This window comes from Kineococcus rugosus (assembly GCF_050871975.1).
Taxonomy (GTDB): domain Bacteria; phylum Actinomycetota; class Actinomycetes; order Actinomycetales; family Kineococcaceae; genus Kineococcus.
The window spans coordinates 140,612-161,890 of sequence record NZ_JBJLSJ010000003.1; the positions used below are offsets into that span (position 1 = coordinate 140,612).

Sequence of the window (21,279 nt, forward strand, 5' to 3'; positions counted from 1 at the left end):
CCTTCAGGAGGTGAAGATGCTCTTCTTCTGGTTCTCGATCTCGGTGCAGAGCCCGTCGATGTCGTTCGGGTCCTGGATGAACTTCTGCAGCGACGGGATCATGACGGTCGAGGCGAAGTCCGGACGGGTGTCGCGGTCCATGAACTGGGAGATGGACTTCGCGCTCGCCACGAACTCGGCGCACTTCTTCTGCAGCTCGGTGTAGTGCGACTGGTCGGACTTCGTGTTCGCCGCGATGCCCGAGGGGTCGTTCGTGGTCTGGACGACGCCGTCGTCCGGCGACCCGAAGTACTCCAGCAGCTTCCTGGCCCCGTCCTCATTGCGGGGGCGCTTGGACATCATGAAGCCGTCGATGGGGGCCTCGACCGCGTCGGCGCCGATGGTGGAGTCGACCTCGGGGAAGTTGAAGAAGTCGATGTCCTCCTGGTCGGCCTCCTCGAACTGCTGGCCGATGAAGGAGCCGATGACCATCATCCCGGACGTCTTGTTGACGATGCCGCTGGCCGCCTCCTGCCAGGTGCGGCCGAGGGAGTCGGTCTGGTGGAACGGCAGCAGGCCCTTCCAGGTGTCGAAGACCGTCTTGACCTTCTGGTCGGTCCACGACTCCTCGCCGGCCATCAGGTCCACGTGGAACTGGTAGCCGTTGATGCGCATGTTGAGCTGGTCGAACGTGCCCATCGCCGGCCAGCCCTCCTTGTCGGCGAAGGCGAGCGGGACCAGACCGTCCTGCTGCATCCGGGTGGACAGGGCCCGCATCTCGTCGAGGGTCGCGGGGGCCTCGTAGCCCCGCTCCTGCCACAGCGACTTGCGGTAGAAGACGGCCCACGGGCCGTAGGTCGTCGGGACGAAGTACTGCTTGCCGTCCTCACCCGTGGAGGCCTTCTTGAAGGCGTCGGTGTAGTTCGCACCGATCGTGCCCCAGATGTCGGAGATGTCCGACGCCAGGCCCTGGGCCGCGAAGAACTGCATGCGGTACCCGGCGAACCAGGAGAACACGTCGTCCGGGCTGCCCTGCAGGTAGTTGTTGATGTTGTTCTGGAAGGTCGTGTGGTCGACCGTGTTGAGCTTGATCGAGATGCCCTGCTTCTCCTGGGCGTCCGCGACCATGGCCTCCATGGTCTTCAGGGGGACCTCGTCGGAGAAGTTCGAGCCGAGGGTGACCTGGTCCCCTCCCCCGCCACCGTTGCCGGACCCGCCGCCGTTCCCGCAGGCGGCGAGCAGGGCGGGGATCCCGGCGGCGAGCAGCGACCCGCGCAGCATCGACCGGCGGCTGAAGCCGTGGCGGCCGGCGGACGCGGGCACGAGGCCGGCGAGGTACTCGGATTCGGTGGCGGGACGGTTCATCGCGACTCCTTCGTCGGCGTCCGGGACCGGACGCGGCGCGCAGCGCTGCCGGCCGTGGTCACGGCGGTCAGTCCCTGCGAGCGTGTGCTGGGGTTTCATCGGGTGTCGAGCGGTCCGGGGGGGACCCCGGGGGGACTACCTGGACTGCTCCCCGCGCGGCAGGGGGCCTGCGGCGCGGGGGTTCTGGACCACCTCGGGGACCGGGTGGTCAGACGCGACGCGCCCGCAGCAGCAGGAGCTGCTGCGGCTGCATCGCCGGTGCGGCCACCCCGGCCGCCTCGAGGGCGCGGCCGGTCAGCCGGACCCCCGCCGCGAGCCACGGCAGGTCCCGTCCTCCGCGCACGGCGGGGTCGTGCCCCGGCTCCTGCGCGGTGACCTCGTACTCCGCCTGGGGCAGCAGGCCGGGCAGGCGCACCCGGCCGGGGACGGAACCGTCGGGGGTCCCCGTCTGCACGACCGCGAACAGCGCGTCCGAGCCGTCGGGCGCGACGGTCCCGTGGACGCGGAACGACGGGTCGACGTCGTCGGCCCGGACGAGCGTGCCGGTGTGCAGCAGGCCGCGGACGTCCTTGTAGAGGGCGACCCAGCGGGTCAGCTCCTCCCGTTCGCCCGCGGTCAGCTTCGTGAGGTCGGTCTCGATGCCGAACGAGGCGAACAGCGCCGTGCCCGCCCGGAACGACAGGTCGCTGGCCCGGTGGGTGGTGTGCGACGGGGAGGCGCCGACGTGCGAGCCGATGAGCTCGGGCGGCAGCAGCTGCGCCGTCCAGCGCTGGATGTCCTGCCGCTCCAGCGGGTCGATGCAGTCGCTGGCCCACACCCGGTCGGTGTGCTCCAGGACCTCCAGGTCGACGCGCAGCCCGCCCGAGGAGCAGGACTCGATCTCCACGCCGGGGTGCCGGCGCCGGAGCTCGTCGAACAGGCGGTAGACCGCGAGGGTCTGCGCGTGGACGCCCGGCGCCCGGACGGGGCCGGACCCCGCCTCGACGAGGTCCCGGTTGTGGTCCCACTTGAGGTAGGAGATCTCGTACTCGGACAGGACGGCGTCGAGCCGTTCCAGGACGTACGCGTAGGCGTCGGGGTTCCCCAGGTCCAGCACCTGCTGCTGCCGCGAGGCCGGCGGCAGCCGGTCCCCGCCGCGCAGGATCCAGTCCGGGTGGGCGCGGGCCAGGTCGGAGTCGGGGTTGACCATCTCCGGCTCGACCCACAACCCGAACTCCAGGCCCAGCGCGCGGACCCCGTCGACGAGGGGGTGCAGACCCTGCGGCCACACGTCCTCGTCGACGTACCAGTCGCCGAGGCCGGCGTCGTCGGAGCGGCGGTGGCGGAACCAGCCGTCGTCCAGCACGTACCGCTCGGCACCGACGTCGGCCGCGGCGCGGGCCAGTTCCAGCAGCTTGCCGAGGTCGAGGTCGAAGTACACCGCCTCCCACGTGTTCACCACGACCGGGCGCGGGGAGCTCGGGTGGTGCGGCCGCGAGCGCAGGTGCTCGTGGAACCGGGCCGCGACCCCGTCGAGGCCGTCGGCCGACCAGGCACCGAACACCCACGGGGTGCGGTAGCTCTCGCCGGTGGCCAGGCGCACCTCGCCGGGCAGCAGGAGCTCGCCCCCGGACAGCGTCGTCGCGCCGCTGCTGAGGCGCTCGACGACGGAGCGGTGGTTGCCGCTGAAGGCCGTGTGCTGGGCCCACACCTCGCCGCGGCGGAACCCGAAGCCCTCGGTCCCCACGGCCAGGACGAGCGGGGCGTCCGGCCCGGTGCGGCCCCGCCGGTTCTCCCGCACGTGCGAGCCGAAGGTCAGCGGGCGGCGCTGCGGGAGGCGTTCCTTGGCCCAGCGGCCGGCGAGGTCGAACAGCTCCGTCGCCACCACGGGGACGGGCAGGCTGAGGGCGAGGTCGGCCACCTCGTAGGGCTGCGCGCCGGTGTTGGTCACCGTCGCGCGGTGGCGCAGGAGGCCGGAGGGCAGGAGCTCGAGCTCGAGGGTCAGCGCCAGCGCGGCGTCGTCGTCGGTGCACTCGACCTGCAGCCGCCCCCCGGCCGCCGCCTCGTCGAGGTGCACCGCGGTCGGCACGAAGCGGGTGGACCAGGCGGCTCCCGCGCGGTGCCCGCTCAGCCCGGGCCGCCCGGCCCAGCCCCAGGACTGCTCGGGCAGCAGGCGCACGGGCTGCGGCTCGTCGACGTCGTTGTTGGCGCGGGCGGTGCGGCCGGCGGTGACGAGGTCGGCCAGGGAGCGCTCGGACAGGTCGCCGAGGTCGGCGCCCCAGTGCACGACGACCGGGACGGACGTCGCGGGGACGTCGACGACGAGGCTGACGCCCGCGGCCCGCAGGTGCAGGGTCCGACCCGCCACGGCGCCGGTCCCGACGGCGGGGCCTTCGGCCGGGGCGAGGGGGGTGGGGTCGTGCTGGGTCACGGTGGCTCCGTCGGTACGTCGGCGTACTGGACAGGGAGAGTTGTACGCCGAAACTCCCACGCCGTCAAACACCACGGGTCACGACACCCGAGGGGGTGAAGTTCCGGAAGTGGGTTCCGCACCAACACTCCCAGGCGTACGATCTGGCTCCGACGAAGGAGGCGGACCATCGACGCTCCCGCACCCGGCGCCCCCACCGCGCCGACCGCCGCGGCCTGGACACCACTGACGGGCACGGCGCACAGCATCGCCCTCGAAGTGCTGCTGGACGGGCCGCTGCCGCGCAGCGAGCTGGCCCGCCGGCTCGACCTGTCCGCCGGGACGCTGACCCGGTTGTCCCGGCCGCTGCTCGACTCCGGCCTGCTCCGGGAGATCGGCGAGGCCCCCGACCCCGTGACAGGCCGGCCCACCCGTCCCATGGACGTCGACGAGAACTCGCACCTGTTCGTGGGGGTGAAGCTGACCGCGACGACCGTGCACGTCGTCCTGACCTCGTTGCGCGCCAACGTGCTGCGCAGCACCGAGGCCGTCCTGCCCGACTCCTCCCCCGACGCCGTGCGCGCCACCGTGGTCCGGCTCGCGCGGGCGGTCGTCGAGGAGCACGGGCACCGCGCGACGGCGCACGTGCGCGCCGTCGGGGTCGCCCTCGGCGGTCTCGTCGGGGAGGGCGGGCACGTCCTGAACGCCAGCTTCCTGGGCTGGCAGGACGTCCCCCTGGGCCGCGACCTCGAGGCCGAGCTCGGCCTGCCGGTCGTGGTCGACAACGACCTGCTGTCCTTCACCCGCGCCGAGCAGTGGTTCGGGTCGGCCCGCCGCTGCGGCCACTTCGCCGTCCTCACCATCGGCGAGGGGCTCGGGTACGGCCTCGTCGTGCGCGACGAGGTGCTCGACCGCCCGGACGCCGGGGTCGGTCTGCTCGGGCACTTCCCCCTGCTGCCCGGCGGTCCGCTGTGCCCCGAGGGGCACCAGGGGTGCGCCGACGCGCTGCTCACCGTGGCGGCCGTGGAGTCCCGGGCCTCGGCGGCCCTGCGCCGCCCCGTGCGGTACGAGGACGTCCTCGACCTCGCCGCCGCCGGCGACCGGCTGGCCCGCCGCGTCGTCGACGACTCCGCCTACGGCCTCGGCGTCCTCGTCGCGGCCATCGGCAACCTCACCATGCCCGAGAAGGTCATCCTCTCCGGCGAGGGGATCCGCCTGGCCGTCGTCGGGCAGGACGCGCTGCACCGCGGGCTGCACGAGCACCGCAGCCGGTACGCCAGCGCCCTGGACCTGGAGGTGCAGCCGACCGGGTTCACCGAGTGGGCCCGCGGCGCGGCCGTCACCGCGATCCAGACCTTCGTCCTCGGCAGCCGCCGCACCACCAGCTGACCCCGGACCCGCGGGGGTCGTGCGGGGTCAGCGGCGCCGGCCCGCGAGCAGCCAGTACCGGGCCGTCCCGGCGAACTGGGGCCGCGCGCTGAGCTCGACCTCCAGCTCCTCCAGGTCGGCCACGACCCGGTCGTCCTCGCGCCGGGCGTCCTCCAGCAGCGCCGTGACCGCGAGGACGCCCGCGCGGCCCGCGACGTCGCAGCCGGCGGCGGCCAGGGCGTCCTCGACGAACTCCGGGGACAACCGCAGCGCGGTGTGCCCGGTCGCGGGGTCGCCGGCCCGCTCGGCGTCGAGGGCGACCCACGCGGCGGCGGGCCCCTGGCCGAGGACGGTCGCCAGGACGTCGGCGGGCGGGTTCGGGGCCAGCAGCGACACCAGCCCGCCGGGGCGCACCGACGACACGAGCGTCGCGACGTCCGCCCGCACCTGCTGGTGGGAAGCCCGGTGCTGCAGGACGTCGTGGCAGAACACCACGTCGAAGGACCCCGAGCCGCCCTCGCGGTGCCGGGTCAGCGCCGCCAGGGCCGTGAGGTCCTCCAGGTCGGCGGCCACGGTGTGGACGCGGTCGGCGACCCCGGCCGCCGCGGCGGCCGCGCGCGCCAGGGCGAGCATCTCCGGCGACCGGTCCAGGACCGTGACGTCGTGGCCGGCGAGGGCGAACGGCAGCGCGTCGCGCCCGTCCCCGCCGCCGGCGTCGAGCACCCGCAGCCCCGGTCCCAGGTCCTCGGTCCAGGACCGCAGGAGCCGGGCGACGACGTGGTACCGCAACCGGCCCCACGGCGAGTCCTGCCACAGCGCCCAGGCCGCCTCCCCCGCCGCCATCAGCTCACCCGAACAGCCGCGAACCCGCGATCCGGGCGCCCTCACCCAGGGCGGCGAGCTTGGCGACCGCGATCTGCGGGTGGATGCGCCCGCCGAGGCCGCAGTCGGTGGAGGCGACGACGTTCTCGGCGCCCACGACCGAGGCGAACCGCTCGATCCGGTCGGCGACGAGCTCGGGGTGCTCCACGACGTTGGTGGCGTGGCTGACGATGCCGGGCACGATCGTCTTGCCCTCGGGCAGCTGCACGTCCCGCCAGACCTTCCACTCGTGCTCGTGGCGCACGTTGGCCGCCTCGAAGGAGTAGGACCCGGCGTCGATCTCCAGCATGAGGTCGACGATGTGCCTGAACTCGACGTCGGTGGTGTGCGGGCCGTGCCAGGAACCCCAGCACAGGTGGAACCGGACCTGCTCGGTGGGCAGGCCGCGCAGGGCGTGGTTGAGGGCCTCGACGCGGATCCGGGTGAACGCGCGGTAGTCCTCCACGGAGGGCTCGGGGTTGATCTGGTCCCAGTTCTCCGCGATGGACGGGTCGTCGATCTGCACGATCAGCCCCGCGTCGGTGACCGCCTTGTACTCCTCGCGCATCACCTCGGCCCACGCCCAGATGTGCTCCTCCTCGGTCGCGTAGTACCGGTTGGCGATGCGCGCGCCGCTGCCCGGGGACAGCGAGGTGATGAACCCCTGCTCGACGCCCGCGGCGGCCAGGCCGGCCTTGAGGTTGGCGATGTCGGAGGCGATCGCGTCGTGGCCGGTGTAGGACAGCGGGCCGGTGGTGGCCGGGAACGCGGTGGCGTTCTTGCCCGTGGAGATGCCCGACGTCGGGTCCTGGTAGGCCTCGCGGAACCGCACCCAGTCGCGGCGGTCGGGGAAGCTCGTCAGCCGGACCTCCCCCGGTGCCGAGCGCACGACGGGCTGGGTGAACAGGTCCTCGCCGGTGACCTCCAGACCGGCGACGCGCTGGAACGAGTACGACCACCAGGCGCCGTAGTCGACGGCGCTGGACATGGCCTTGCCGTACTCGCCGTCGCCGACGATCGTCACGCCGAGGTCGCGCTGACGCCGCACGAGGTCCACGACGGCGTCGGTGAGCAGGGCCTCGAACTCGGGGGTGCGCTCCAGGGTGAACCCGTCGTCGGCGACGCGGCGCGCCTCGTTGGCCGCGATGAGCTCGGGGGTGCGCGGCAGGCTGCCGGCGTGCGAGACGTGGATCTGCTTGCTGGACAAGGGACTCCGATCGGGGTTTCAGGAGAGGGCGCGGGTGAGGTCGTCGAGCAGGTCGTCGGGGTCCTCCAGGCCCACGGACAACCGCAGCACACCGTCGCCCAGGCCGATGGCGGCCCGGCCCTCGGCGCCCAGGCGCCGGTGGGTCGTGGTGGCGGGGTGGGTGGCGAGCGACTTGGCGTCGCCGAGGTTGTTGGAGATGTCGACGGTCCGCAGCGCGTCCAGCACCCCGAACGCGCGTTCCTTGCCGCGTCCTGCCGGGGCGTCGAGCTCGAACGTGAGGATCGTCCCGCCGAGGTCCATCTGCCGCTTCGCCAGGTCGAACTGCGGGTGGCTGGGCAGCAGCGGGTAGCGGACCCAGCGGATCCCCGGGTGCTGCTCGAGGTGCTCGGCCAGCCGCAGCGCGGTGGCCGCCGAGTGCCGCACCCGCAGGCTGAGGGTCTCCAGGCCCTTGGCGAGGGTCCAGGCGTTGAACGGGCTGAGCGTCGGGCCGGTGTGCCGGGTGAGTTCCCGGAACCGGCCGTCGATGAACTCCGCGGTCCCCAGGACGGCGCCGCCCATGACCCGGCCCTGCCCGTCGATGTGCTTGGTCGCCGAGTAGACGACGACGTCGGCCCCGAACTGCAACGGGTGCTGCCCCACGGGCGAGGCGAAGGCGTTGTCCACGACGACGGTCGCGCCCGCCGCGTGCGCGAGCTCGGTGACCGCGGCGATGTCCACCAGCGTCTGCATGGGGTTGGCGGGCGTCTCGAAGAACACGGCCTGCGTCGGCTGCGCGAGCGCGGCCTCCCACTGGGTGAGGTCCTCGCCGTCGACGAACACCGTCTCCACGCCCCAGCGCGGCAGGATCTCGTCGAGGACCACGAAGCAGGAACCGAACAGGCTGCGGGCGGCGACGACGCGGTCCCCGGCGCCGAGCAGCGCGGCGAGGGCGTAGAACACCGCGGACATCCCGCTGGCCAGGCCGTAGCAGGCCTCGGCCCCCTCCAGCTGCCGCAGGCGCTCGGTGAAGACCGACACCGTGGGGTTCCCGTAGCGGGAGTAGACGAACCGGTCGACGTCGCCGGTGAACGCGGCCTCGGCGTCGGCGGCGGTCTCGTAGACGTAGCCGGAGGTCAGGTACATCGCCTCGGCGGTCTCCTCGAACGGCGACCGGGCCAGACCGCCGCGGACGGCGGTGGTGTCCGGCCGCCAGTCCCGGCTCACGACTGCTTCCAGGGCAGCCCGGCCGCCCGCCACCCCGAGCCGCCGCGGTGGCCGTCGGCGTCCAGCGGTCCCTCGAAACCCTCCAGGACGTTGAAGCTGGTGATGCCCGCGGCGGTGGCCGTCTCCGCCGCGGCGACCGACCGCTGCCCCGAGCGGCACAGGAAGACGGCCGTGCGGCCGGCCTGCGGGGTGATGCCCGCCGCGGACAGCTCGGTGAGGAACCGCCCGGGGTCGACGGGCAGCCACGAGACGAGGACGGGTTCGGCGCCCGGGCCGGCCGGGACCCCCACGAACCGCCACTCGGCCTCGGTGCGGACGTCCACCAGGACGGCGGCCGGGTCGTCCCGGACGAGTTCGAAGGCCTCACGCGGGGTGAGGTCGCCGGCGTAACCCACTGTTCCTCCCATCGGTCCTGGCATGAGCACCCCCGTGCGGGGGTTGCTGCGGCGTCGACGAGCCAGGTCTCTCGGCCGCTCTGGATGGTCCGGTCAGCGTAGGGCATCGACGGCGGCGGCCGTGACCGGACGACCACGGCCGGTCCGGGGAAGCGGGGTCGGGGGTCAGAGGAAGCGGTGCATGACGTGCAGGCCCACGTACCCGTGCTCGGGGTGGTCGAAGGCCTGCGGCACGGTGCCGACGACGCGCATCCCCAGCGACTGCCACAGCGCGACGGCGGCGGTGTTCGTCTCGACGACCGCGTTGAACTGCATGGCCAGGAACCCCTGGTCCCGCGCCCAGCCCAGCACGTGCTCCCCCAGCGCGCGGCCCACGCCCCGGCCCCGCGCGGCGGGGGCGACCATGAAGCTCGCGGTCGCGACGTGGGCGCCGCGGCCCGGGCGGTTCGGGCCCGACCGCGCGGTGCCCAGGACCACGTCGCCGTCGACCGCGACGAACGTCGCGTCCGGCGGCGGCGTCACCCACAGCCGCCGGGCCCGCTCGCCGGTCAGGCCCGCGGGGTAGGCGTACGTCTCGCCGTCGGCGACGATCTCGTCGAAGAACGGCCAGATCTGCGCCCAGTCGTCGTCGGCGTGCTCGCGGATCCGCACGGCGCCGCTCACGCGGCGGGGGTCCGCAGCAGCGCGTCGGCCAGCGCCGACCAGGACAGCAGCGCGCACTTGACCCGCGCCGGGTACTTCGCGACCCCGGCGAGGGCGACGGCGTCGCCGAGGACGTCCTCGTCGCCGGGGTCGGCGCCGCGGCTGGTGAGCATCTGCTGCACGGCCTCGCGCAGCGGGCCGACCTCCTCGACGGGCCGGCCCACGACGAGGTCGTGCAGGACCGACGCCGAGGCCCGGCTGATGGAGCAGCCGGCCGCGTCGTAGGAGACGTCGGCGACCTGGTCGCCCTCGACCTGGACGCGCAGGGTGATCTCGTCGCCGCAGGTCGGGTTCACGTGGTGGGCCTCGGCCCCGAACGGCGCGCGCAGCCCCTCGCCGTGCGGCCGCTTGGAGTGCTCGATGATCAGCTGCTGGTACAGGTCCACGGGCCCCACCGTCTCACGCGAAGAGGGCCCGGACCCGGTGCAGACCGCGCAGCACGGCGTCCACGTCGGAGGCCTGGTTGTAGGGCCCGAAGCTCACCCGGGTCGTCGCGGCGACGCCGAACCGGCGGTGCAGCGGCCAGGCGCAGTGGTGCCCGACGCGGACCGCCACCCCCTCGTCGTCGAGCAGCTGCCCGACGTCGTGGGCGTGGACGTCCTCGACCGTGAAGGACACCAGCCCCACCCGGTCGGCGGCCTCGGCCGGGCCGAGCACCCGCACCCACGGCAGCTGCGCCAGCTCACCGAGCAGCAGCCGCGTCAGGGCGCGCTCGTGGGCCTCGACGCGGGCCATCCCGGACCCGCCGGGCCCCAGCCCGCGCAGGTAGTCCACCGCGGCGCGCAGCCCGACGGCCTGCGCGGCCATGGGGACCCCGGCCTCGAACTTCTGCGGGGCGGGCGCGTACGTCGACCGCTCCATCCGCACCAGCTCGATCATCGAGCCGCCGGTGAGGAACGGCGGCATCGCGGCGAGCAGGTCCGCGCGCCCCCACAGCGCACCGACCCCCGAGGGCCCGAGCATCTTGTGCCCGGAGAACGCGGCGAGGTCCACGCCGAGGGCGGGCAGGTCGACGGGCAGGTGCGGGACGGACTGGCAGGCGTCGAGCACGACGAGGGCGCCGACCGACCTCGCGGCCGCGACGAGCTCGGCGACGGGGGCCACGGCGCCGAGGACGTTCGAGGCGTGCGCGAACGCGACGACCTTCGTGCGCGCGGTGATCAGGGCCGGCAGGGCCGAGAGGTCCAGGAGGCCCTCGTCGGTGACGGGGACCCACCGCAGCACCGCGCCGGTGCGGGCGCACAGTTCCTGCCACGGCACGAGGTTGGCGTGGTGCTCGGCCTCGGTGACCAGCACCTCGTCGCCCTCGGCCAGGACGAACCGGGGGTCGACCACCTGCCCGTCCGGGGCCGTCCCGCGGGCGGCGTAGGCGGTCGTGGTGCTGAAGGCGTGCGCGACGAGGTTCAGCGACTCGGTCGCGTTCTTCGTGAACACCAGCTCCTGCGCCGGCACCCCGACGAACCCGGCGACGGCGGCGCGGGCGGCCTCGAAGTCGTCGGTGGCCTCCTCGGCGAGCTGGTGCGCGCCGCGGTGCACGGCCGCGTTGCGCGTGGTGTAGAACTCCCGTTCGGCGTCCAGGACGGCCAGGGGTTTCTGCGACGTCGCCCCGGAGTCCAGGTACACCAGGGGTTTCCCGGACCGGGTGGTGCGGGACAGGATCGGGAAGTCGGCCCGCAGCGCGGCGAGCTCGGCGTCGGTGAAACCCTCGATCGCGGTGGTGGTCATCGGGGATCCCTCTCCCCCGCCGCGACGGGGACCGCCAGGCGGTTCTCGGCCGGCGGGACCGGGCAGGTGGCGTGGTCGGTGAACGCGCACGGCAGGTTCTGCGTGCGGTTGAGGTCCAGGACGACCGGGCCGGGGGTCGTGTCGACCCGCACCGACCGGGTCGTGGCCGTCGTCGTGACCCCGCTGGTGGCGTCCCGGAACAGGACCGTCCCGCCCCTGAACACGGTGAGCTGCTGCGGGCCGTCGAGGTCGAAGCGCACGACGCCGACGGCCTCGTAGTGGTGCTCCAGGCCCTCCTTGACCGCCCCCACGACGGCGGCGCGCGCCTGCTCGAACGGCACGAACTCGGCGTCCAGGACGAACCGCTCGTCGAAGTCGAAGACGGGGACCCCGGTGAACGCGGCCAGCGGGGGGGCCTGCGGGTCCCGCACGCGCAGGGCGTGGGAGCCGGTGCGCTGGATCACCTCCACGCGCAGGTCACCGATCTCGACGAGCACCCCGGGGGCGCCCTCGACGGTCTCGACGGTCACGGTGCCGTCGACGGGCTCTCCCCCGACGACGATCCCGTCGGCGGCCGCGGCGGTGACGGCGACCCCGCCCTCGACCGAGCCCCACGTCCCGGGCAGGCCCTCGACGGGCGCGGGGGTGGTGTCCAGCCACGTCAGGCTCGTGAGGCTGAGCCAGCCGTGCGGCCGGCTGAGCTCGGCGGTGCGGGCCGCGCGCCAGTCCTCGAAGGCGGTGCGGGCGGCCTCGACGTCAACGGTGGTGGTCACGGTGGGCTCCTCGGTCGGTGGCGCGGGCGGACGGCGCCGCGCCCGGTGGGGCGGGCGGCGCGGGGCCGCCGCACGACGGCGGCGGGAGGGCCGGTCGGTCCCGGCGGGCGGCGGAGCGGGTCAGCGACAGGCCGCGGAGCGGGTGCGGCAGAGGTCGACGTGCCGCCGCTGCACGGCGAAGAACGGGCGGGCGGCGGGCGTGCTCCCGCTCGTCCCGGCGCTGTCCACGGGTCGAGGGTACGGCGCGGCTACTCTGACGGCCAAGCCGGCCACGGGCCGGTCGTCCCGGACCGCCCGCGCCCCCGTGAGGACCCTCCTTGACCACCACCGCCCCCGGCCCCGGCCCCGGCGACGGCCTCGTCGTCCACCCCTCCCCCGAGTTCGCCGCGCAGGCGAACGTCGGCGCCGGCGAGCACGCCCGCGCGGCCGCCGACCCGGAGGCGTTCTGGGCCGAGCAGGCCCGGCGGCTGCAGTGGGACGAGCCGTTCCACACCGTCTTCGACGGGTCCACGCTGCCGACGGCGCAGTGGTTCACCGGCGGGAAGCTGAACGTCGCGGTGAACTGCGTGGACCGGCACGTCGCCGCCGGGCGCGGCGACAAGGTCGCGCTGCACTGGGAGGGCGAGCCGGGCGACGCGCGGACGATCACCTACGCGCAGCTGCGCGACGAGGTGTGCCGCCTCGCCAACGCCTTGGAGGAGCTGGGCGTCGGGCACGGCGACCGCGTCGTCCTCTACCTGCCCGTGCTGCCCGAGACGATCGTCACGACGATGGCGTGCGCCCGCATCGGCGCCGTCGTGTCCCTGGTGTTCGGGGGTTTCTCGGCCGAGGCGCTGCGGTTCCGGGTGGAGGACACCGGCGCGAAGCTCCTGGTCTGCACCGACGGGCAGTTCCGGCGGGGCACCGCGGTCGCGGTGAAGGGCGCCGCGGACGCCGCCGTGGAGGGCCTCGACCACGTCGAGCACGTGCTGGTGCTGCGCCGCACGGGCGAGCAGACCCCCGACGTGCCCTGGACCCCGGGCCGGGACGTGTGGTGGCACGAGCTCGTGGACCGGCAGTCGGCCGAGCACGAGGCGCCCAGCTTCGACGCCGAGAACCCGCTGTTCATCATCTACACCTCCGGCACCACCGGGAAGCCCAAGGGCCTCGTGCACACCAGCGGCGGCTACCTGACGCACACGTCGTGGTCGCACTGGGCGGTGTTCGACGTCAAGGACGACGACGTGTACTGGTGCCAGGCGGACCTGGCGTGGGTGACGGCGCACTCGTACGAGATGTACGGGCCGCTGTCCAACGGCGTGACCCAGGTCATCTACGAGGGGTCCCCGCTGACCCCGCACCCCGGCCGCCACTTCGAGGTCATCGAGAAGTACGGGGTGACGATCTACTACACCGCCCCGACCCTGGTGCGGACGTTCATGAAGCACGGCCCCGAACTGCCCGCCCGGTTCGACCTGTCGTCGCTGCGGCTGCTCGGCTCGGTCGGTGAGGCCATCAACCCCGAGGCCTGGTCGTGGCTGCACCGCGAGGTCGGCGGCGGGCGCTGCCCGATCGTGGACACCTGGTGGCAGTCCGAGACGGGGGCCGCGGTCGTCGCGCCGCTGCCCGGGGTCACGCCGCTCAAGCCCGGGTCGGGCACCGTCCCGCTGCCGGGGCTGTCGGCCACCGTCGTGGACGAGGCGGGGGACGAGGTGGGGCCCGGCGAGCAGGGCGTCCTGGTCATCACGAAACCCTGGCCCGGCATGGCCCGCACGGTGTGGCGCGACCACGAGCGGTTCGTCCGGAGCTACTGGGAGCCGTACGCGGACCGGGGGTACTACCTCGCCGGGGACGCCGCGACCAAGGACGCCGACGGGTACATCTGGATCGGCGGCCGCATCGACGACGTGCTGAACGTCTCCGGCCACCGGCTGTCGAGCATCGAGCTGGAGTCGGCGCTCGTCTCGCACCCGCGCGTCGCGGAGGCCGCCGTCGTGGGGGCGCCGGACGAGACCACGGGCCAGCGGATCGTGGCGTTCGTCATCCTGCGCGGCGACGGCCCGGCCGACGTCGCCGCCGAGCTGCAGCGGCACGTCGCGCACGTGGTCGGGCCCGTCGCCCGGCCGCGCGACGTCGTCGTCGTCCCGGACCTGCCGAAGACGCGCTCGGGGAAGATCATGCGCCGGCTGATGGCCGACCTGACCGCTGGCCGCGGCGGCGGGGACGTGACCTCGCTGCAGGACGAGACGGCCCTGGCCGCGGTCGAGACGGCCTGGGCGCAGTACGTGAACTCCCGCTGACCGTCCCCACCCCTCCGTGATCGGGCACTCCCCTCCCGGAGCGCTCGATCACGGAGGGGTCGGGGGTCAGAAGCGGGCGGTGAAGCGGCCGGGGCGGAACGGGGCCAGCAGCGGGTTCGGCCGCCCGGTGAGGACCTCGCGGGCGGTGAACTCCCCCAGGACCAGGCCCAGGGTGGCGCCGCTGTGGGTGAACAGGACGTGCAGGCCCTCGACGCCGTCCACGGCGCCGACGACGGGTTCGCCGTCCCCGGGGATCGGCTTGCGGCCCACGCCGTAGCCGTCGAGCTGCAGCCCGGGGTTGCCGGCCAGGACGCGGGAGGCCTCGGCCAGCAGACCCTCCAGCGTGCTGTCCTTGACCTCGTAGTCGCCCTCGCCGTGGATCACGACCTCCTCCTCCGACCACGCCGAGTCCAGCACCAGCGCCCCGCCGGGCGCCGGGCGCACCGCGACGCGCGGGGTGTTCAGGACCGCGCGCAGCGCCACGTCGACGGGTCCGGTGCGCAGCAGCAGCGAGACCGGGGAGTCGTCGGGGACGGTGAGGCCGAGCTCGGCCACGTCGCGCGGGACCCGCGGGCCGGTCGCCAGCACGACGGCGTCGGCGGCGAAGGTGGCCCCGGAGTCGGTCGTCACACCGGTGACGCGCCCGCCCTCGACGACGGGGTGGGCCCGGCCGGTGCCGGTGTGCAGACGGCCGCCCGCGGCGCGGAACCCCGCCAGCAGCACCCCGGCAGCCAGCGGCAGGTCCACCCAGCCCTCCCCCGGGTTGAAGACCGCGCCCTCGGCGGCCACGGCGGACGGGTCGACGCCCGGGGTCCAGGCGGCGACCTGCTCGGGGGCCAGCCACACCGAGTCGTAGCCGATGGCGAGCTCGTGGGCGTGGCGCTCGCGGAAGCTCTCCCCCGGGGCCGCCCAGGTCAGGCCGCCGTCGAAGCGCAGGCCCTCCCGCAGGCCCCCCTCGTGACCGTGGCGGGCGGCGAAGGTGTGCCAGCGGTCGATGCCGACGGTGCGCAGCAGGTGGTAGGCGTCGCTGCGGGCCCCGGCGGAGTTCAGCCACGACAGCGACCGGCCGCTGGCCCCGGAGGCGACGTCGGCCTCGGTGACGAGGTCGACCGACGCCCCGGCGCGGGCCAGGTGGGCGGCCGTGGAGGCGCCGAGGATGCCGGCGCCGACGACGACGACCCGGGCGGTGGAGGTGCTCATGGTTCTCTCTTCCGATCGTGGAGCGGGGTCCGCTGGGTGCGGGGTCCGCTGGGTGCGGGGTTCGGTGGGGGCGGGCTCAGGCGGCCGCGCGCACCCGGTCCAGGACGTCGAGGACCGCCACGGCGTCGGTGGGGACGACGGGCAGCGGTGCCCCGCGCAGCAGGCTGTCGGCCAGCCCGCGGTAGAACGCGGGGTAGTCGCCGGGGGCCACCGGGACCTCGGCCGGGGCGTCGACGGTCCCGCCGCGGGCCGGGGCGCTGCGCACCCCGTACCCGGGGGCACCGGGGGTCAGCCCGGCGGCCAGCTGCTGCTCCTGCGGGTCCAGGCCGTCGACGCCGAACGCGCCGCGCTCGCCCAGCACGTGGAACCGCGGGCCGGGCAGCGCCGCGACGGCGCTCATCCACAGGTGGGAGCGGACCCCGCTCGCGTGGTGCAGGGCGACGAAGGCGTCGTCCTCGGGGCCGTCGCCGGGGCGGCGCCGGTCGAGCTCGGCGGTGACGGAGTCGACGGGACCGAACAGCTGCAGGGCCTGGTCGACGAGGTGGGTGCCGAGGTCGGCGAGGATCCCGCCGCCCTCGGCGACGGGGGCGTCCATCTTCCACGCCTTGCCGCCGGACGGTTCCCACCAGGTGAAGCGCGAGGTGAAGCGGTGCACCCGGCCCAGGGTGCCCTCGGCCAGCAGCCGGCGCAGGGTCAGGAAGTCCCCGTCCCATCGGCGGTTCTGGAACACCGTGAACGGCGTCCCGGTGGCGCCGGCCACGTCGAGCAGTTCCCGGGCGCCGGCCGCGTCCACGGCCAGGGGCTTGTCGACGACCGTGGCGAGCCCCGCCCGCAGCGTGCGGGTGGCGAGGTCGACGTGGGTGGCCGGCGGGGAGGCGAGCACGACGAGGTCGAGCTCGCCGCGACGGGTCAGGACCTCCTCGGGCGAGGCCACCACGGCCACCCCGGGCAGGGCGGCGCGGGCGGCGGCCGCGCGGGCGGGGTCGCGGGTGACGACGACGTCGACGGAGAAGTCCGGGTCGGCGGCCAGCAGCGGGCCGTGGAACACCGACCCGGCGGTGCCCCAGCCGACGACGGCGGTGCGCAGCGCGCTCACAGGACCTCCGCCAGGAAGCGGCGCAGGCGCTCGCTGCGGGGCTGCTCGAACAGCTGCGCGGGCGGGCCGGCCTCGACGACGCGGCCCTCGTCCATGAAGACGACCTGGTCGGCGACGCGGCGGGCGAACCCCATCTCGTGGGTCACGACGACCATCGTCATGCCCTGCCGACCCAGGGTCGCCATGAGGTTCAGGACGCCCTTGACCAGTTCGGGGTCCAGGGCGCTGGTCACCTCGTCGAAGAGCATGACCTCGGGGTCCATCGCCAGGGCGCGGGCGATGGCGACGCGCTGCTGCTGACCGCCGGACAGGTCACGGGGCCGGTGGTCGGTGCGCTCGGCCAGCCCCACCTCGGCGAGGCGGGCGTGCGCGCGGCGCAGGGCCTCGGCCCGCGGGACGCCGGCGACGGAGCGGGGGGCCAGTGCCACGTTCTCCAGGGCGGTGTGGTCGGGGAAGAGGTTGAAGTGCTGGAACACCATGCCGATGCGCCGGCGCAGCCGGTGGGGCTGCTGGCCCAGGGTGCTGGTGCCGGCGAGCAGGACGTCGCCGCCGCTGGGTTCGTGCAGCCGGTTGATCCCGCGCAGCAGGGTCGACTTGCCCGAGCCCGAGGGGCCGATGACGCAGGTGGTGCTGCCGGCGGGGACGGTGAACGTCACCCCGCGCACGACCTCGACCGGGCCGTAGGACAACCGCACGTCGCGCAGGTCCAGGGCGGAGCCGGCGTAGGTGCGTTCGGGGGCGGCGGTGTCCTGCACGACAGGCCCTCCGGCGGTGGGGGTCTCGACGGTGGGTTCCTCGGCGGTGGGTCTCACAGACTGCTCCCGCGGGGTCCGGCGGGCGCGGAGGGCGCCAGTTCGGCGACCTCGTCGAGCCCGCTCCTGGGCGGTGTGGGGACGCGGCGGCCGGTGCGGAACCGGGCGTCGACGACGTTGACCACGTGGGTCAGCGGAACGGTGATGACGAGGTAGAACACGCCGGCCAGCACCAGCGGGGACAGGTTCCCGGACAGCACCGCGGCGTCCTGGCCGACGCGGAACAGTTCCCGCTCGGAGGTCAGCAACCCCCGGAAGTACACGAGGCTGGAGTCCTTGACGATGGCGATGAACTGGTTCACCAGGGCGGGCAGCACCCGGCGCACCCCCTGCGGCACGACGACCAGGCGCATGGCCCGGCCGTAGCTCATGCCGAGCGCGCGGCAGGCCTCGAGCTGACCGCGGTCCACGGCCTGGATGCCGGCGCGGAAGATCTCCCCGAGGTAGGCGCTGGAGATGAGGGCCAGCGCGATGATGCCCAGCGGGTAGGGCGAGGGCCCGAACACCGACTGGCTGAACCGGGCGAAGCCCTGGCCGATGAGCAGGATGGTGAGGATGGCCGGCAGCCCGCGGAACACGTCGGTGTAGACGCGGGCCGGCACGCGCAGCCACCGCGACGTCGAGATCCCCATGAGGGCCACGACCATCGCGAGCACGGTGCCGATGACGGTGGCGGCCACCGAGATGACCAGCGTGTTCTTCAGGCCGGTGGCCAGCAGCTGCGGCAGGACCTGCAGCATCGCGTGGCCGTCGAGGAACGTCCGGGAGATGGTGTCGAACCAGGTCACGAGCCCGTCCCGTCAGGAGGCCGACGGCGTGCCGGACGGTGCGCCGGACGCAGTGGGCGAGGCGGTCCGCTCAGCGCTGGGCAGGTACTGCTCGGGCATCGGCGACCCCGGGAACCACTTCTCGTACAACGTCTTCCAGGTGCCGTCCTCCATGGCGGCGCGCAGGTTCTCGTTCAGCGCGTCGCGCAGGGCCGTCTTGCCCTTGGCGATCGCGAAACCGGCGGGGGCGTCGAAGCTGGGGATGTCCTCGGCGTCGACGAGCCCGAACTGCTGCACGTAGGACTTCGCGGCCTCGTGGTCGAGGAAGTGCGCGTCGACGCTGCCGCCGTTGAGGGCCGACACGGCGGCGTTGTTGTCCGGGAAGCGGACGAGGTCGGCGTCGGGGAAGTTCTTGGCGGCGTAGGCGTCCTGCAGGGTGCCCTGCACGACGCCGAGGCGCCGGCCGGCCAGGCTCTTCGCCGAGGTCACGCCGGAGGTGGGCGTGGTCAGGACGCTGAGGTACCCGGCGAGGTAGCCGTCGCTGAAGTCGACGGTCTGCCTGCGCTGGTCGGTGACGCCGATGGCGGCGACGCCGGCGTCGAACTGGCCGTTGGCCACGCCGGGCAGGATCGCGGTGAAGTCCTGGCCGGTGAAGGTGACCTCGGTGATCCCCATCCGCTCCGCGACGTCGCGGAACAGCTCGACGTCGAACCCGGTGAACTCCCCCGTCGCGTCGGTGAACGTGTACGGCTTGGCGTCGCCGAGGCTGGCCACCCGCAGGGTGCCCGGCTGGATGAGGCCGTAGGGGTCGTCCTCCGTGGCGGAGGACGGGCCGGAGGAGCTGCAGGCGCTGACGGCGAGCCCTGCCGCGGCGAGCGCCGAGGCGAGGACGGCCCGTCGGGTCGTGTGGCGTGTCATGGGTCGACCGTTCCGTGAGGTGGGCGAGGAGCTTTGAGACCGGTCTCAAACAGCTGCGTATGAGACCGGTCTCAATGGGGAACGTCAGTAACGTAGGCTTCCCGCCGACGGCTGGTCAACCCCCCGCGTTTCCTCCGTGTTAAGAATTCCCCGTGCCCCGCCGAGGAGACCGACGATGACCGAGCCCCCCCGACGCCGGGAACCGACCACCGCCGACGTGGCCCGCCGCGCGGGGGTCGCCAAGGCCACCGCCGCCCGCGCCCTCGGCGGGTACGGCTCGGTGAGCCCGGAGGTCCGCGAGCGCGTCACCGCCGCCGCGCGGGCCCTGGGCTACCGGCCCAACGAACTCGCCCGCAGCATGGGCACCGGGCGCTCGCGCACCATCGGCCTGGTCGTCGGCGACATCGAGAACAGCTACTTCGGGCTGGCCACCCGCGCGATCTCCGAGGTCGCCCACGCCGCCGGGTACGAGGTCGTCCTGGTCAACACCGCCGAACGGCACGCCGACGAGGCCGACGCGGTGCGGCTGCTGCTCGACAAGCGCGTCGACGGGCTCGTCGTCGTCCCGGCCGCCTCCTTCGACGCCGGCCACCTGCGCGCCGCCTGCGCCACCGGGCGTCCCGTCGTCCTGCTGGACCGCCGCCGCGACGACGTCCCGGCGCTGTCGGTGGGCGTCGACGTCGTCCCGGCCGTGCGGGAGCTGACCGGGGCGCTCCTGGCGGCCGGGCACCGCCGCATCGCCTACCTGACGTCGCTGGAGCCGGAGTTCGACCACCCCGACCTGGAGCTCATCAGCTCCCCCATCGCCGACCGCCTGCTCGGGATGCGTCAGGCCTTCGCGGCCGCGGGAGTGCCCTTCGCCGACGACCTGGCCCTCTTCGGCGCCCACTCCCCCGCCGCGACCGCCGCCCTCGTCGACCGCGCGCTGGAGGGCCCCGACCCGGCCACGGCCGTCGTCTCCTCCGACGCGGTCATCGCCCTCGACGTCCTCACCCGGCTGCGCGAACGCGGCGAGGACCTGCCCGAGCGCCTGTCCTTCGCCAGCTTCGACGACGCCCCCTGGGCGCCCCTGGTGGACCCGGCCGTGACCGCCGTCCAGCAACCCATCCAGCAGGTCGGTGCCGAGTGCGCCCGCCTGCTGCTGGAGCAGGTCCGCAGCCCCGGCGACGGGCCGGACCCCGGCGCGGCCCCGGTCGTCCGGTCCTTCCCGGCGCGCGTGGTGCACCGCGCCTCCATCGGCCCCGCACCCGGCCCCCGCCGCTGAGGCGGGCGACCGGCGCACGGGTGCGCACGGGTCAGGCCGGGTCGGTACCGCCGGCCTGCGCGGCCGCCTCGAGGTCCATCCAGCTGGTCTCCCAGATGTGGCCGTCGGGGTCGAGGAAGCTCGTCCCGTACATCCACCCGAAGTCCACCGAGGGCGCGTACTCGGCGCCGCCGTTGGCCAGGGCCCTCGCCTTGAGCGCGTCGCACTCCTCGCGGTCGGCGCAGGAGAGGGCGAGCATGAACTCGTTCGAGCCCTTCGGCGCCGGGTCGGTGTGCAGGAACTGCTTCCACTTCCCCGGCTCGTGCACGAGGACGATGACGTTCTCCTCCAGCACGACGCACGCGGTGGTCTCGTCCTCGAACTGCGGGTTCAGGGAGAAGCCCAGGGCCGTGAAGAACGCCTTGCTGGCCTCCTTGTCGGCGACCGGCAGGTTGATGAAGGCCATGCGCATGATCGACTCCCCGTCGTCCGGGCCGGTCCTCCGGCCTCCCTGCCCCTACCGACCCGGCCGAACCGGGGAAGTCATCGGTCAGAGGTTCGGGAACCAGAGCCCGATCTCGCGCGCGGCCGACTCCTCCGAGTCCGACCCGTGGACGAGGTTCTGCTGGACCTTCAGGCCCCAGTCGCGGCCCAGGTCGCCGCGGATGGTGCCGGGGGCGGCCGTCGTCGGGTCGGTGGTCCCGGCCAGCGACCGGAAGCCCTCGATGACGCGGTGCCCCTCGACGACGACGGCCAGCACCGGGCCGGAGAGCATGAACTCCACCAGCGGCTCGTAGAACGGCTTGCCCTCGTGCTCGGCGTAGTGGCCGGCGAGGAGCTCGCGGGTCGCGGTGCGCAGCTCCACCGCGACCAGGGTGTAGCCCTTGGCCTCGATGCGCCGCAGCACCTCCCCGGAGAGGTTGCGCTTGACACCGTCGGGCTTCACGAGGACCAGGGTCCGCTGCGTCTCAGTCACACGGGCGACCCTAGCGGGACG

General features: G+C 74.2%; 21 protein-coding genes and 1 riboswitch. Of the genes, 3 read left to right on the forward strand and 18 right to left on the reverse strand.

The window, feature by feature from the left end; all coding sequences use genetic code 11:
* Window positions 1-3: 3 nt before the first annotated feature.
* Both ACRYM6_RS02710 and ACRYM6_RS02715 read right to left on the reverse strand, forming a co-directional pair.
* Complete coding sequence (locus tag ACRYM6_RS02710; protein ID WP_432540956.1) at window positions 4-1,344, reverse strand: ABC transporter substrate-binding protein; 1,341 nt, start codon at window positions 1,342-1,344, stop codon at window positions 4-6.
* A gap of 208 nt (window positions 1,345-1,552) precedes the next feature.
* Window positions 1,553-3,754 carry an alpha-galactosidase gene (locus tag ACRYM6_RS02715; RefSeq protein WP_432540958.1) on the reverse strand — a complete coding sequence of 734 codons (2,202 nt, stop codon included), beginning with the start codon at window positions 3,752-3,754 and terminating at the stop codon, window positions 1,553-1,555.
* A gap of 258 nt (window positions 3,755-4,012) precedes the next feature.
* Between ACRYM6_RS02715 and ACRYM6_RS02720 the strand changes: the two genes are divergently transcribed.
* Entirely contained in the window at window positions 4,013-5,122 is a 1,110-nt protein-coding gene (locus tag ACRYM6_RS02720) for an ROK family protein (protein WP_432540960.1), read from the forward strand.
* Between the two features lie 27 nt (window positions 5,123-5,149).
* On the opposite strand, the gene ACRYM6_RS02725 is transcribed toward ACRYM6_RS02720, so the two are convergent.
* The 9 genes from ACRYM6_RS02725 to ACRYM6_RS02765 all read right to left on the reverse strand — a co-directional run bounded on the left by ACRYM6_RS02725 (window position 5,150) and on the right by ACRYM6_RS02765 (window position 12,195).
* Window positions 5,150-5,944, reverse strand: coding sequence for a class I SAM-dependent methyltransferase (locus ACRYM6_RS02725; RefSeq protein WP_432540962.1), 795 nt, complete (start codon window positions 5,942-5,944; stop codon window positions 5,150-5,152).
* A 4-nt stretch (window positions 5,945-5,948) separates the two neighbouring features.
* Window positions 5,949-7,169 carry a cobalamin-independent methionine synthase II family protein gene (locus tag ACRYM6_RS02730; protein WP_432540964.1) on the reverse strand — a complete coding sequence of 407 codons (1,221 nt, stop codon included), beginning with the start codon at window positions 7,167-7,169 and terminating at the stop codon, window positions 5,949-5,951.
* An 18-nt stretch (window positions 7,170-7,187) separates the two neighbouring features.
* Entirely contained in the window at window positions 7,188-8,372 is a 1,185-nt protein-coding gene (locus tag ACRYM6_RS02735; RefSeq protein ID WP_432540965.1) for an O-succinylhomoserine sulfhydrylase, read from the reverse strand.
* Window positions 8,369-8,767 (reverse strand): rhodanese-like domain-containing protein, encoded by a 399-nt coding sequence (locus tag ACRYM6_RS02740; RefSeq protein ID WP_432541017.1) that lies wholly within the window; start codon window positions 8,765-8,767, stop codon window positions 8,369-8,371. The genes ACRYM6_RS02735 and ACRYM6_RS02740 overlap by 4 nt, the downstream gene beginning before the upstream one ends.
* 5 nt (window positions 8,768-8,772) lie before the next feature.
* Window positions 8,773-8,858, reverse strand: a riboswitch (SAM riboswitch).
* 74 nt (window positions 8,859-8,932) lie between these two features.
* Window positions 8,933-9,430, reverse strand: a complete 498-nt coding sequence (locus tag ACRYM6_RS02745; RefSeq protein ID WP_432540967.1) for a GNAT family N-acetyltransferase — start codon at window positions 9,428-9,430, stop codon at window positions 8,933-8,935.
* Window positions 9,427-9,855 carry a Fe-S cluster assembly sulfur transfer protein SufU gene (gene sufU / locus ACRYM6_RS02750; RefSeq protein ID WP_432540969.1) on the reverse strand — a complete coding sequence of 143 codons (429 nt, stop codon included), beginning with the start codon at window positions 9,853-9,855 and terminating at the stop codon, window positions 9,427-9,429. The genes ACRYM6_RS02745 and sufU overlap by 4 nt, the downstream gene beginning before the upstream one ends.
* A 13-nt stretch (window positions 9,856-9,868) precedes the next feature.
* Complete coding sequence (locus ACRYM6_RS02755; RefSeq protein WP_432540971.1) at window positions 9,869-11,194, reverse strand: SufS family cysteine desulfurase; 1,326 nt, start codon at window positions 11,192-11,194, stop codon at window positions 9,869-9,871.
* Entirely contained in the window at window positions 11,191-11,967 is a 777-nt protein-coding gene (locus tag ACRYM6_RS02760) for a DUF1684 domain-containing protein (protein WP_432540973.1), read from the reverse strand. Before ACRYM6_RS02760 ends, ACRYM6_RS02755 begins: the two co-directional genes overlap by 4 nt.
* 120 nt (window positions 11,968-12,087) lie before the next feature.
* The gene (locus ACRYM6_RS02765; RefSeq protein ID WP_432540974.1) at window positions 12,088-12,195 is read right to left on the reverse strand and encodes a putative leader peptide; all 108 of its coding nucleotides are present in this window, start codon (window positions 12,193-12,195) and stop codon (window positions 12,088-12,090) included.
* Window positions 12,196-12,284: 89 nt separating this feature from the next.
* Between ACRYM6_RS02765 and acs the strand changes: the two genes are divergently transcribed.
* Window positions 12,285-14,246, forward strand: coding sequence for an acetate--CoA ligase (gene acs, locus ACRYM6_RS02770; protein WP_432540976.1), 1,962 nt, complete (start codon window positions 12,285-12,287; stop codon window positions 14,244-14,246).
* A 66-nt stretch (window positions 14,247-14,312) separates the two neighbouring features.
* Here the strand turns inward: acs and ACRYM6_RS02775 are convergent, their stop codons facing one another.
* The 5 genes from ACRYM6_RS02775 to ACRYM6_RS02795 form a co-directional block, all read right to left on the reverse strand.
* Window positions 14,313-15,446, reverse strand: coding sequence for an NAD(P)/FAD-dependent oxidoreductase (locus ACRYM6_RS02775; protein WP_432540977.1), 1,134 nt, complete (start codon window positions 15,444-15,446; stop codon window positions 14,313-14,315).
* 76 nt (window positions 15,447-15,522) lie between these two features.
* On the reverse strand, window positions 15,523-16,542 hold the full coding sequence (locus ACRYM6_RS02780; protein ID WP_432540978.1) for a Gfo/Idh/MocA family protein: 1,020 nt from the start codon (window positions 16,540-16,542) through the stop codon (window positions 15,523-15,525).
* Window positions 16,539-17,297: an amino acid ABC transporter ATP-binding protein gene (locus ACRYM6_RS02785; RefSeq protein ID WP_432541019.1), complete on the reverse strand. Its 759-nt coding sequence runs from the start codon at window positions 17,295-17,297 to the stop codon at window positions 16,539-16,541. Before ACRYM6_RS02785 ends, ACRYM6_RS02780 begins: the two co-directional genes overlap by 4 nt.
* A gap of 53 nt (window positions 17,298-17,350) precedes the next feature.
* The gene (locus ACRYM6_RS02790) at window positions 17,351-18,142 is read right to left on the reverse strand and encodes an amino acid ABC transporter permease (protein ID WP_432540979.1); all 792 of its coding nucleotides are present in this window, start codon (window positions 18,140-18,142) and stop codon (window positions 17,351-17,353) included.
* 12 nt (window positions 18,143-18,154) lie between these two features.
* Window positions 18,155-19,039 (reverse strand): ABC transporter substrate-binding protein, encoded by an 885-nt coding sequence (locus ACRYM6_RS02795; protein WP_432540980.1) that lies wholly within the window; start codon window positions 19,037-19,039, stop codon window positions 18,155-18,157.
* Between the two features lie 175 nt (window positions 19,040-19,214).
* Here ACRYM6_RS02795 and ACRYM6_RS02800 point away from each other — a divergent pair, with 175 nt between their 5' ends.
* The gene (locus tag ACRYM6_RS02800; protein WP_432540981.1) at window positions 19,215-20,303 is read left to right on the forward strand and encodes a LacI family DNA-binding transcriptional regulator; all 1,089 of its coding nucleotides are present in this window, start codon (window positions 19,215-19,217) and stop codon (window positions 20,301-20,303) included.
* A 31-nt stretch (window positions 20,304-20,334) separates the two neighbouring features.
* Here ACRYM6_RS02800 and ACRYM6_RS02805 read toward each other — a convergent pair whose 3' ends face one another.
* Together ACRYM6_RS02805 and ndk are read right to left on the reverse strand one after the other, a co-directional pair.
* Window positions 20,335-20,754 (reverse strand): VOC family protein, encoded by a 420-nt coding sequence (locus tag ACRYM6_RS02805; protein ID WP_432540982.1) that lies wholly within the window; start codon window positions 20,752-20,754, stop codon window positions 20,335-20,337.
* 78 nt (window positions 20,755-20,832) lie between these two features.
* Window positions 20,833-21,258: a nucleoside-diphosphate kinase gene (gene ndk / locus ACRYM6_RS02810; RefSeq protein ID WP_432540984.1), complete on the reverse strand. Its 426-nt coding sequence runs from the start codon at window positions 21,256-21,258 to the stop codon at window positions 20,833-20,835.
* Between the last annotated feature and the right edge of the window lie 21 nt (window positions 21,259-21,279).

Bases quoted from the DNA above. Each gene is read 5' to 3' on its own strand.
- ACRYM6_RS02710 (WP_432540956.1), bottom strand. From the start codon at position 1,344: ATGAACCGTCCCGCCACCGAATCCGAGTACCTCGCCGGCCTCGTGCCC.
- ACRYM6_RS02725 (WP_432540962.1), bottom strand. From the start codon at position 5,944: ATGGCGGCGGGGGAGGCGGCCTGGGCGCTGTGGCAGGACTCGCCGTGG.
- ACRYM6_RS02755 (WP_432540971.1), bottom strand. From the start codon at position 11,194: ATGACCACCACCGCGATCGAGGGTTTCACCGACGCCGAGCTCGCCGCG.
- ACRYM6_RS02775 (WP_432540977.1), bottom strand. From the start codon at position 15,446: ATGAGCACCTCCACCGCCCGGGTCGTCGTCGTCGGCGCCGGCATCCTC.
- ACRYM6_RS02795 (WP_432540980.1), bottom strand. From the start codon at position 19,039: ATGACACGCCACACGACCCGACGGGCCGTCCTCGCCTCGGCGCTCGCC.
- ACRYM6_RS02800 (WP_432540981.1), top strand. From the start codon at position 19,215: ATGACCGAGCCCCCCCGACGCCGGGAACCGACCACCGCCGACGTGGCC.
- ACRYM6_RS02805 (WP_432540982.1), bottom strand. From the start codon at position 20,754: ATGCGCATGGCCTTCATCAACCTGCCGGTCGCCGACAAGGAGGCCAGC.